The following is an 11,108-nucleotide window of genomic DNA, read 5'->3' on the forward strand; positions in this document are numbered from 1 at the left end:
TGCTATTTTCTATATATTAAATATTATAATTAAGCATAATAAATGATTATTTTTAACGGAAAGAAGCATTATGGCTTACGATTTTAAGAAAGAACAAAAACAGTTTTATAAACCTGGCAAAAAGGCAGAAATAATTGAAATTCCGTGCATGCAGTATATTGTAGTTGCAGGAAAAGGCGATCCGAACTTACCAGATAGTGAATACAAGCAATCTATTCAGCTTCTTTATGGGATTGCTTATACAATCAAGATGAGCAAGAAGGGTCCACATAAGATAGATAATTATTTTGATTTTGTTGTTCCGCCACTAGAAGGATTTTGGTGGCAAGAAGGCAATCAACAAATTGATTATGCACATAAAGAAAATTTTGAATTTATGTCTGCGATTCGAATGCCGGATTTTGTAACGCGGGATGTTTTTGAATGGGCTATCTCAAAAGCAACTGAGAAAAAGCAATTAGATTTTTCAAAAGTTAAATTAGTGTCCATGCATGAAGGAAAATGCGTTCAAATTATGCACGTCGGCTCTTATGATGAGGAACCAGCTACTATAGATAAAATGAAGAAACTGGTTAAAGAAAAGAATCTGAGTTTTGATTATTCAGCTACCCGCCGACACCATGAAATTTATTTATCAGACCCTAGAAGAACCAAAGTAGAGAATTTAAAAACAGTAATTAGATTGCCGATTAAATAGAAAAGAGCAAAATTTTCAGTAAATACGATAAATTATGGCAAGATATTCAAGCTAATAAAGATAGCGATTTTGAGTTGAGTTTTGAAGAAATTGGCAAAATTACTGAAACTCCATTAGATCATTCATTCTTGCGCTATAAGAAAGAATTGAAAGATTATGGCTTTGAAGTAGCAAAAATTTCTTTGAAAAATGAGAGCGTAAAATTTAAGAAATTGGGATAAGGTTTGCAGCTTTATCCTTTTATTTTGATTTCGATAAACAAAACACGAACTATTTTCAAAATAAAAGCTTTATTAATTAATAAATAACAATAAAATATATCTAAAATACTGTAAATTTATAAATAAATATGCTAGAATCTTATCGTTAACCGTAATAATAAGGGAAATGAACATGAATAACGATATTGAAAAAGTTTTATACACTCAAGCACAACTTAATCAAAAAATGGATGAACTTGCCGATAAATTAAATCAAAAATATCAAAATCAGCAACCAGTTGTCATTCCAGTTTTAAACGGTGCAATGATCTTTGCTAGCGATATGATAAAGAGACTTAACTTTAAATTGAATATTGATCCGATCAAGGCTTCAAGTTATGAAGGGGTCAATTCTACGGGTAAAGTTAAGATCGTGCAAGATATTAAATCTGATGTTGCAAACCGTCCAGTAATTTTTATGGAAGATATTATTGATACAGGTCGTACGCTTAAGGCATTGAGTCAAGAGATGAAAAATCGTGGTGCCAAGAGCGTTGAAGTTGTAGCAATGCTGGATAAGCCTGATACTAGGATGGTCGATTTTCATGCTGATTATTATGGTTTCAAGGTGCCGGATGAATTTTTAGTAGGATACGGTCTAGATTATGATGGCTTGTATCGTAATTTGCCGTATATTGGGGTGCTTAAGCATGAAGTATATGCTTAAGCAGTAAGATTGATTTTTGGGCATAGTGATGAGAGATTCACTATGCTCTTTTTTCTATTGTTACTGTAAAAATGTAAAATAAGCTTTACATTAAGTAAACTAAAACTTATACTGAGAATAAATTAAGAAAGAAGGTAAAATTCATGGAGGTTGAAGGGTTACTTAATGTCGCTATTTTTATAATTGTCTGTGCTGTTGTTTTCTTTACCCTTAAAGGTCAAGATAAAGCTCGCTATGATGAACGCCAAGAAATGATCCGCAATCGTGGTTTTAAGTATGGCTTTTATACCATGCTTGGAGTACTGGGGTGTTATCTATTTTTAAACACTACAGATATTAAAATTAGTGCAACTATACTGGCATGGGGAGTAGGAGTGATTGGGGCTTTAGTTGCTTGTCTTTACCAAATTCTCAACGGTGCATATTTCTCGCTCACTGAAAAACATCCTGTTCTTTTTGGAATTTTATTTTTGATTGTAGGTGGTGCAAATTTAGCTACAACGATTCAACAATTTAGTATGCATCTTTCAGTGGAAGATATCGTCCCTAGCTGTGGTTTAGCTGTATTTTTAGTTTTACTTGGTGGTGCGATACTTTATCGTCAATATCGTGATCGTGCAGAAAGCGATAAGTAAATGAAGAATTTAAAAATGAAAGCAGCACGTGCAAGTAAAGACCTCTCTCAAGAAGATTTGGCACAGCTGGTGGGAGTATCACGACAAACAATTTCTGCAATTGAAAAGGGAAATTATAATCCTTCCGTTAATCTATGCATAGGAATTTGTCAGGCACTTGATAAGACTTTAGACGATCTGTTTTGGCCTGAGAATTGAGTTTTAAATGTATACAAATATTAAAATAATCTTTCGTTCAATGTTAAACTATACTTATTAAGTAAGGTCAGCTAGGAGAATGGAGGATTTTTATGTCCATTACAGTAAATCTATATTACACAGGTAAAAATGGAAGTGCGCAAAAGTTTGTGCAAGAAATGGTTGCCAGTGGTCTAGTTGAAAAAATCAGAAATGAATCCGGTAATTTAAAATATGAATACTATCAACCGCTTGATGATCCTGAGACGATTATGTTAATTGATAGCTGGAAGGACCAAGATTCAATTGATAAACACCATGCTTCTTCAATGATGACAGACTTAGCTAAGCTTAGAGAAAAGTATGATTTGCATATGAAAGTTGAACGTTTTATTTCAGATGAAGCGGGCGTACCTGATAAAGATCAAAAGTTCATCAGAAGATAGTAAAGGAAATCGTTTTGTTTTACTTGAGGCTTACTTTTTAATATAATACTTATAAAAAGTAAGTTCAAAAAAGAAAGAAGTCTTCTTATGAGTAAAATATTTATTTTTGGTGGATCAGGACGTGTAGCAACTGAATTAATCAAGGATTTGGTTGCAGATGGCAATGAAGTTACTGCTGCTGCACGTCATCCAGAAAATATTATTAAACTTGACCATGTAACAGCGGATAAGTTAGATTTACACACCAGCGTTGATAAAATTGCTGATCAAATTAAAGGATTTGACATTGTTTATTTTACCGCTGGTTCGCGGGGCAAGGATCTAATTCAAACTGACGCTATGGGAGCGATAAAAACAATGATGGCTGCTCAAAAAGTTGGCGTTCAGCGTTACGTCATGCTCAGTTCAATGTTTAGCTTAAATGTGGACAAATGGCATGAAATTCCGAGCTTAGAAGATTATTTGGCTGCGAAGTTTTTTGCAGACAATTACTTAATGGATTCAACTCATCTCAAATATACAATTTTGCAGCCAACAAATTTGACTGAAACTCCAGGTACAGATAGGATCAGTTTAGATAATACGAGTTCAAAAGAAAATTCAATTGCAGATGTTGCCAAAGTCTTAGCTGAAGTTATTAAGTATCCAAATACTGTGGATAAAGTCATTGAAATGACTTCTGGTTCAACGCCAATTGATGAAGCTTTAAAAGGGGTTAAATAGAAACACAATGGTGAAACGTTGCAATTGGGGAGAAACTGAAAACGAAAAATATCGTGAATATCATGATCATGAATGGGGAAAGCTCAATTTAGATGAAAAGTATCTCTATGAAATGCTTATTTTAGAGACTTTTCAATCTGGCCTTTCTTGGAGTACGATTTTAAATAAACGCGAAAACTTTCGTAAAGCTTTTGCAGACTTTGATTATGAAAAGGTTGCAAAATACAGCTATAATGAATTTTTTGACTTAATGCATGATCAAGGTATTGTGAGAAATGTTAAAAAAGTTGATGCCGCAATTGCTGATGCTAAGGCAATCGTAGCGCTTCATAAGCAAGGCACTAGTTTAGGCGAATTGCTTAAGCAGCTGGTTCCAGATCCAATTATTAATCATCCAAAAACAGATCAAGATGTACCTAGTCAGACAGAATTGTCTGAAAAAATTGCTAAAGTATTGAAAGAAAAGGGCTTTGAGATGTTGGGTCCAGTAACAGTTTATTCATTCTTACAAGCAGTCGGACTAGTAAATGATCATCTTGATGATTGTTCATTTAAGTAAATAGAACTAAAAAAGAGATCATTTGATCTCTTTTTTCTTACATATGAAATTCTTTGACTAATTTTTCAAGATAAACTTGATCAGTTTCATCAAAAGTACCTATTTTGGTAGAATCAATATCTAAAACTCCCCAAAGGTTGCCGTCTTCGGTAAAAATAGGCACTACTATTTCTGAATTGGAGTTACTATCGCAAGCAATATGTCCGTCGAAATTATGCACATTTTCTACGACTTGTGTTTTCTGACTTGCAGCAGCTGTACCGCATACTCCTTTACCCATCTGGATATGTACGCAAGCTGGCATCCCTTGAAATGGTCCTAAAATCAATTCATTGTTTTCAAAGCGATAAACGCCAGCAAAATTTACATTTTCTAAACTGTGATAAAGAAGTGCTGAAACATTAGCGATATTAGCGATCCAATCGTCTTCATCGGCAGTTAGAGCATGAGCTTGTTTGATTAGTAATTCGTAATTTTTAGCATTTGTTGCTGACAAAATAATCGTCTTCTTTCTAAAATTAATTATTTAGATTTTATCATTTTGAAGAATTTATTTCACTACAATAAAAAGCTGCATCGCTCTTAAGCAAATGCAGCTTTATTTTTTAAAGACCAAATGGAATTTTGTATAAGAAGATTCCAATAATTGCTCCAACAGTAGGTGCAACTACGGGGATCCAGCCGTAACTCCAATGTGCGCCACCTTTTTTGTTAGGAATTGGCAAGATTGAATATAAAAGACGTGGACCAAAATCGCGAGCCGGATTTAATGCAGGGCCAGTTGGACCACCGAGCGCCATAACCAGTGCCATGATTAAAAATCCTACACCGATGTTTGCGATATCTACAGCTTGTTTAAAGAACATTCCCTTGTATAAGCCGATTGCTACAAACATTAAAACAGCAGTGCCAACAACTTCAGAAATAAATCCATTCCACTTGCTATTAGTGCAGTCGCTAGTTGCAAAACAAGTAAAGACAATGTCTGGGTTAGTAGATTCTTTAATATGTGGCCAATAAATTGCTAAAACTAACAACTGACCGCAAATTGCACCAGCTAATTGGCATAAAATATAAGGCACTACTTGACTCCAAGGAAAGGCTCCAGCTGAGGCTTGAGCAATTGTCACTGCAGGGTTAATGTGGTTACCTGAAATTGAGCCAAACAGCATTGCCGGAAGCATCACACCAAAGCCAAAACTGAAGGCAATTAATAGCCATCCACCATTAGCTTTGCCATCATGAGCATTACCAGTAGTTCCTTTTAAAAACGAATTGGCAACTGATCCGTTACCAAACAACACTAAAATTAATGTACCGAAAAATTCGGCAAAATACTTCAACATCCAAGAATGTTCCATAGGTACTTTTTCCTCCCTGAAAAAATAGATGAAAAATAAAAATTGCAAGAAAAATTATACCTAAATCTTGCTTAGAAAAATAGCTTTAATTTAAATAAAATCAAATTTTTGTTTGTATAGCATTGCATTAGGCTAAAAAAGTTTTGCATAATAGAAATAATGTTTAAAAATGGGGAAGTCAAATGAATAAAAAACAAATTACAATGGTGACATTTGCATTAATGCTAGGCAATGTTATGGCTGGCTTAGATGGAACCATTATTAATACAGCGATTCCCGCAATTGTTTCAGCTTTGCATGGAATTCAATTTATGGGGTGGATTGTAGCTATCTTTTTATTAGGGATGTCGATCTCAATTCCAATTTGGACCAAGATCGGAGAAAAAATCACTAATAAATTGGCTTTTGAAATCTCATTAGTTCTATTTATTTTAGGGTCTACTTTTGAAGGTTTAGCTCCAAATATCTATTTTTTCTTAGTTGCCAGATTAGTAATGGGGATTGGTGCCGGCGGTATGGGGTCACTGCCTTATATTATTGCGGGCTACGTCTTTCCAAATATAAAAAAGCGAACTCAGGTCTTAGGCTATTTAACTGCCAGCTTTAACGGGGCAGCAATTTTAGGACCTTTAATTGGTGGCTGGCTGATTGATGCTTTGTCTTGGCACTGGGTCTTTTATATCAATATTCCTATCGGACTTATAGCAATTATTATCAGCTTAATCTTCTTCAAACCTGTCACGCCTAAAGCTACGCCTGTTTTTGATTTATTAGGTGCTGGTTTATTAAGTAGTGGTTTAATTGCGTTTTTACTTGGAATTCAATTAATTGGCTTAACTCAAGGCTGGATTGTTACCGGACTTATTTTATTGAGCATCGTCTTAATTATTTTCTTTTTCTTACACGAAGCCAAAGCTAAAAATCCAATTATTCCACTTTCTGTGTTTAAGAATCGCGATTTAAACGGAGACTTTTTGTTATTTGCCTTTACTTGGGGTGCATTTTTGGCAGTCAATACTTATTTGCCAATGTGGGCTCAGGCACTACTTGGATTATCAGCGCTTTTAGGTGGGATGACTTTAATTCCTAACTCAATTGTTGAAATTATTGCTTCGCAAACAGTGGCCACAATTCAAGAGCACATGCGAACGTTTACCTTAGTTATGATTGGAATTATCGCTATGATGGTTTCAGTTGGAGGCTTATTCTTATCAAATTTAGCTACGCCATTATGGATGCTAGTGATTATTGGTACTTTTTCTGGAATTGGAGTAGGATTTATCTTTGTTGCGCTTCAAGTTAAAGTACAGATTGATGCCGGAATTGAGGATATGGCTACAGCCACATCTACTTCATATTTGATTAGAATTTTAGCCCAAACAGTGATGGCAGCAGTATATGGCGTAATCATGAATGTTGCTTTAGCGCAAGGAATTCGAAAGTACCCATTTATTTCAATGAATATGATGAATAAGCTAAGCGATGCTAAATCTGCTCAACTTTTGCCACAAAAATTATTGCCATTAATGAGAAAAATCTTTTATGGTGGAATTCACGAAATTATGGCGGTATCGTTTATTCTGCTAGTGATTGCTACGGTCTTTAATTTTTACTTTAATTTGAAGAAACCGATTCATAAAAATTAACCTTGTTTTTACTAGTATTAATAAGTATATTTTAGATAGAAATATTAGTCTTGATTGTTTTAACAATTAAGACTTTTTGTTTGGAGAAAAGAGGGTGGCTTATGACAAAGAAGCAAACTACAATGGTCACGTTTGCGATGGTTTTGGCAAATGTGATGGCGGGATTAGACAGTACAATTATCAATACAGCGATTCCAGCTATTATTGCGGACTTAAATGGGATTCAATTTATGGGCTGGATTATTGCAATCTTGCTTTTGGGGATGTCGATTTCAATTCCTATTTGGACTAAAGTTGGTGAAAAAATCGGCAATAAATTGGCCTTTGAATTATCAGCCTTGTTCTTTGTTTTAGGTTCACTTTTTCAAGGATTAGCAAGCAATATCTATTTCTTTTTATTGGCAAGAGCTTTAATGGGTATTGGTGCTGGAGGATTAGGGTCTTTGCCTTATATTATGGCTGGGTTTATCTTTACTAATATTAAGGATCGAACCAAGATTTTAGGTTATCTAGGCGCTTCTTTTAGCGTTGCGGCAATTATTGGACCACTGGCTGGTGGATATCTTGTGGATACTTTATCCTGGCACTGGGTCTTTTATATAAATATTCCCATTGGCTTAGGAGCAATTTTGCTTTCGCTAGTTTATTATCCCGAAAAATTACCTATATCGACAGCGCGCTTTGATATATTGGGAGCAGTTCTGATTATTGCCAGTCTAATATTTAATTTGATGGGCATTCAATTGATCGGATTAACTCATGTATGGATCGTTTGGGGATTAATTGTTATTGGACTTATCTTGTTATTTTTCTTTGTTAAACATGAAATTAAGCATCCCAACCCAATTATTCCGATTTCGATGTTTAAAAATCGAGCTTTAGTGGGTGATTTCTTACTTTTTATTTTCAGCTGGGGTGCATTTTTAGCAATTAATACTTATTTACCAATGTGGGCCCAAGGATTGCTGGGTACTACTGCTTTAATTGGTGGAATGACTTTAATTCCCAATTCGTTAGTTGATATTGTTGGAACGCTAGTTGTAAATCCCTTAAAAGAAAGATTTTCTACGCGAAATTTAATTTATATGGGAATAATTTGTATGTTGATTTCTTCGGTAGGATTGGCTCTTGCTCCAATTAATACTAATATTTGGCAGTTAGCAATTATTGGGACGTTTTCGGGTTTTGGTGTTGGCTTTATTTTTGTCTTATTACAAATAAAAGTACAAGTGGATGCTAGTGAAAAGAATATGGCACCGGCAACTTCGCTGTCTTATTTGATAAGAATTTTGGCTCAGACGATTATGGCGGCGGTCTACGGTGTAATTATGAATATGGCGCTGGCGCGTGGCGTGCAAAGTCATCATGCAATTAGTATGGATATGATGAATAAGTTGAGCGATGCTAGTTCTGCTAAAAACTTGCCACAAACTTTACTACCAGCGATGAGATATATTTTCCATAATGGCTTACAAGAAATAATGCTGTGTTCGAGCGTGCTGTTAGTGATTACGCTGGTATTGAATGCAATTTTCAATAAGAAGCCGGCTAAGTAGAAGACTTGCTTTTTTTGCTAAAGAGCTATTAAATGATATAAGTAATATCGTTTAGTTTAGTTAGAAAAGAAGGATTTTTATTTTAGACGAACAGCCCGCCCGATGGGGCACCAAGAATTATTGTCGTGTCAAAAAGTTGTATTACCAAGCATTTCCTGAATGGGAGAGATTTTCTTGGTGGTCAATGATGTTTATGAGTATGCGTAAGAGACTAAAGATTCACGCAATTTATGATCAAGACACGTTTGTAGGGATGACAATTTATTTTGTTAGTGATAAGACAGTTTATCTGGCATATTTAGCAATTGACCCAAACTTGCGTGGTCATGGCTATGGTAGCAAGATCTTGCAGCTGCTGGAACATAAGTATCAAGATAAGCAAATTGTTCTTGATATTGAGCCGCTTAATCCAGATGCCGATAACTATCGTCAGAGAGTGAGTCGGCTGAAGTTTTACCAAAAAAATGGCTGGCGCAGAACTCACCAAATGTTAAAAGACCAGGATGGTCAATTTGAAGCTTTAGTGGATAATGCTTATTTTGATAAGAAAGATTTTGCTAGGACTTTAAATCAGATGAGTTGGGGCTTTTACCAATTTAAAATAGAAAAATAAATTAAAAAGCAAATGTCGTTTTAATTTCAGACATTTGCTTTTTTCTTATTTTTTAGCATTTTTCTTATACTTGTGTGCTTGAACGATAACGTAGATATCGCCAATAAGGATTATCATACAGATGACAAAGTCAACTGCTTTTAAAAATAGACTTTGCGGACGCCACCATAATGCAAATACGATCCACAATAAAGTGCAAATTGAAGCGATTCGTCTAAGATTTTTTTGCTTTTCCATTTTAATCATCCCTTTAATGAACCTATCCACATATAATATAGGACGTAAAAAAATCAAAAGCAATTGATATATACTATCTGTTTAAGTAGGACTTTAACAATATTTGCTCATTACTAGTCAATTCAACGGATGCTAAATCTTGGATAGAAATTTCTTGGGCTACAGCGGAAATTTTATAATCGACGACATTTTGAAATAGTAGGGTGTTATCTTGAATTCCTTTAACAATTCCAATATTGGTATTGTCAAAGCTAGAGTTATCGAATGCAGCCAAAGTATTAGGTTTAAGCCAGTCTTTGAAAGTAGTTAAATCAAAATCAGTTTTTAAATTGCGTAAATTAAAGCTGTGATTTTGCAAATGATAATTCATTGCAAATTGATAATAATCTAATTCGCAACTTTCAGAAGTTATATGAGTAATATGCTTTTTACTGATTAAATAAACGCCATCTAATTGTCCTAAATCGTTTAACCCAGCCAACAAAAGATAGTCTGAGTTTTGCTTGATGATTTGACCAATATAAAAGCTTTCAAAACGTGCGTCATCTTTATAATCTAAATGAATTTCGACTAAGGTACGATTTTCAGTTTTTCTTTTAGTAGTTAGCCATTTATTTAAGATAGTGTGTTCAATTGAGTTCACTGAAAGTGCAATTATTTCATCATAGGGTATTACTAGTGGAAATTCGGTTAATTCATGGTTTTCATCTATTTCTTGCAAATAAATATTACTTGAATTAAGTTTTTGAATTTTTCCAGTATAAGTCATATTTTCTTGACTCGTTAAACTGATTATTGGATTTATTTCTTTAATTTGAAAAAGTAGCTCTTCTAAGTTATTCCACTTTAGATTTTTGAATTCTTGAATTTTCTTTTTGAAATCAAAGGGATTTAGCAAGTTATGCTTTTTTTCTTGAAATTCGTAAAAATCTTTTTCGGTTAAATCATTTTCTATGATATACGTATCTTTTCTATATAAATGAATATTGGTATATGTAACGTTTGCATCAATTGTCGCTAGAGCTATCCAATTATCATGTATATTTAATCTTATCCCTAAATAATAATCACGGTTGTTAATGGGTGCAGTAATCATTATTAACATGGTATATTCTCCTCAAAAATAAGTTTTTAAAAATATATCACGATTTTTAATCTGAGGGCAAGCATTTCATGAGAGAATTGGTAGTATTTAAAAAATATAATTGCTATAATTTAAGATAACTTTAATGCACTAGCAAATTTAGAAAGAGAAAGAACAGATGCTACAAGTAGAAAATTTGAATAAAAGTTTTAGTGATAAACAAGTTCTATTTGACGTTAGTTTTACCGTAAATAATGGCCAAATTATGGGTCTAGTAGGTAAAAATGGTTCAGGCAAGACGACTTTATTTCACAGTATTTTAAAATTTGTAAAGTACAAAGGATCTATTACGATCAATGATATGAACCCCGAAATTCGGACAAGAATTTCGAGGTTTTTATTTATGGCTAAATTATCTAAACAAGACAAAATTGGTATTTACAATAA

Annotated in this window: 16 protein-coding genes; 12 read left to right on the forward strand and 4 right to left on the reverse strand. The window is 33.9% G+C overall.

Going from position 1 to position 11,108, the window contains the following annotated elements; genetic code table 11:
- The first annotated feature begins 70 nt into the window (after nt 1–70).
- The 8 genes from BN55_RS06355 (at nt 71) to BN55_RS06390 (ending at nt 4,164) form a co-directional block, all read left to right on the forward strand.
- On the forward strand, nt 71–697 hold the full coding sequence (locus tag BN55_RS06355; protein WP_008471156.1) for a GyrI-like domain-containing protein: 627 nt from the start codon (nt 71–73) through the stop codon (nt 695–697).
- An 11-nt stretch (nt 698–708) separates the two neighbouring features.
- The gene (locus BN55_RS06360) at nt 709–918 is read left to right on the forward strand and encodes a hypothetical protein (RefSeq protein ID WP_040469423.1); all 210 of its coding nucleotides are present in this window, start codon (nt 709–711) and stop codon (nt 916–918) included.
- Nucleotides 919–1,090: 172 nt separating this feature from the next.
- Nucleotides 1,091–1,624 (forward strand): hypoxanthine phosphoribosyltransferase, encoded by a 534-nt coding sequence (hpt, locus tag BN55_RS06365; RefSeq protein ID WP_008471158.1) that lies wholly within the window; start codon nt 1,091–1,093, stop codon nt 1,622–1,624.
- Nucleotides 1,625–1,767: 143 nt separating this feature from the next.
- Nucleotides 1,768–2,259 carry a hypothetical protein gene (locus BN55_RS06370; protein ID WP_008471159.1) on the forward strand — a complete coding sequence of 164 codons (492 nt, stop codon included), beginning with the start codon at nt 1,768–1,770 and terminating at the stop codon, nt 2,257–2,259.
- The gene (locus tag BN55_RS06375; RefSeq protein WP_008471160.1) at nt 2,260–2,457 is read left to right on the forward strand and encodes a helix-turn-helix transcriptional regulator; all 198 of its coding nucleotides are present in this window, start codon (nt 2,260–2,262) and stop codon (nt 2,455–2,457) included.
- A 92-nt stretch (nt 2,458–2,549) separates the two neighbouring features.
- Nucleotides 2,550–2,882, forward strand: coding sequence for a putative quinol monooxygenase (locus BN55_RS06380; protein ID WP_008471161.1), 333 nt, complete (start codon nt 2,550–2,552; stop codon nt 2,880–2,882).
- Nucleotides 2,883–2,969: 87 nt separating this feature from the next.
- Nucleotides 2,970–3,605 carry an NAD(P)H-binding protein gene (locus BN55_RS06385; protein ID WP_008471163.1) on the forward strand — a complete coding sequence of 212 codons (636 nt, stop codon included), beginning with the start codon at nt 2,970–2,972 and terminating at the stop codon, nt 3,603–3,605.
- A 7-nt stretch (nt 3,606–3,612) separates the two neighbouring features.
- Complete coding sequence (locus tag BN55_RS06390; RefSeq protein ID WP_008471164.1) at nt 3,613–4,164, forward strand: DNA-3-methyladenine glycosylase I; 552 nt, start codon at nt 3,613–3,615, stop codon at nt 4,162–4,164.
- 37 nt (nt 4,165–4,201) lie between these two features.
- Here the strand turns inward: BN55_RS06390 and BN55_RS06395 are convergent, their stop codons facing one another.
- Together BN55_RS06395 and BN55_RS06400 are read right to left on the reverse strand one after the other, a co-directional pair.
- Complete coding sequence (locus BN55_RS06395) at nt 4,202–4,660, reverse strand: GAF domain-containing protein (RefSeq protein WP_008471165.1); 459 nt, start codon at nt 4,658–4,660, stop codon at nt 4,202–4,204.
- 109 nt (nt 4,661–4,769) lie between these two features.
- On the reverse strand, nt 4,770–5,525 hold the full coding sequence (locus BN55_RS06400; protein ID WP_008471166.1) for an MIP/aquaporin family protein: 756 nt from the start codon (nt 5,523–5,525) through the stop codon (nt 4,770–4,772).
- Between the two features lie 182 nt (nt 5,526–5,707).
- On the opposite strand from BN55_RS06400, the gene BN55_RS06405 reads away from it, so the two are divergent.
- The 3 genes from BN55_RS06405 (at nt 5,708) to BN55_RS06415 (ending at nt 9,340) form a co-directional block, all read left to right on the forward strand.
- Nucleotides 5,708–7,171: an MFS transporter gene (locus BN55_RS06405; RefSeq protein WP_008471167.1), complete on the forward strand. Its 1,464-nt coding sequence runs from the start codon at nt 5,708–5,710 to the stop codon at nt 7,169–7,171.
- Between the two features lie 101 nt (nt 7,172–7,272).
- Nucleotides 7,273–8,727: an MFS transporter gene (locus BN55_RS06410; RefSeq protein WP_008471168.1), complete on the forward strand. Its 1,455-nt coding sequence runs from the start codon at nt 7,273–7,275 to the stop codon at nt 8,725–8,727.
- 136 nt (nt 8,728–8,863) lie between these two features.
- Complete coding sequence (locus BN55_RS06415) at nt 8,864–9,340, forward strand: GNAT family N-acetyltransferase (RefSeq protein WP_081497853.1); 477 nt, start codon at nt 8,864–8,866, stop codon at nt 9,338–9,340.
- A 45-nt stretch (nt 9,341–9,385) separates the two neighbouring features.
- Here BN55_RS06415 and BN55_RS06420 read toward each other — a convergent pair whose 3' ends face one another.
- Nucleotides 9,386–9,577, reverse strand: a complete 192-nt coding sequence (locus BN55_RS06420; RefSeq protein WP_008471172.1) for a hypothetical protein — start codon at nt 9,575–9,577, stop codon at nt 9,386–9,388.
- A 73-nt stretch (nt 9,578–9,650) separates the two neighbouring features.
- A complete protein-coding gene (locus tag BN55_RS06425; RefSeq protein WP_008471174.1) occupies nt 9,651–10,682 on the reverse strand; it encodes a hypothetical protein in 1,032 nt (343 codons plus the stop codon).
- Nucleotides 10,683–10,839: 157 nt separating this feature from the next.
- Here BN55_RS06425 and BN55_RS06430 point away from each other — a divergent pair.
- Nucleotides 10,840–11,108, forward strand: a 269-nt coding sequence (locus tag BN55_RS06430) for an ATP-binding cassette domain-containing protein (RefSeq protein ID WP_040469427.1), incomplete at its 3' end; no start/stop codon positions are given.

The sequence above is a fragment of the Lactobacillus hominis DSM 23910 = CRBIP 24.179 genome (assembly GCF_000296835.1).
Lineage (GTDB): Bacteria > Bacillota > Bacilli > Lactobacillales > Lactobacillaceae > Lactobacillus > Lactobacillus hominis.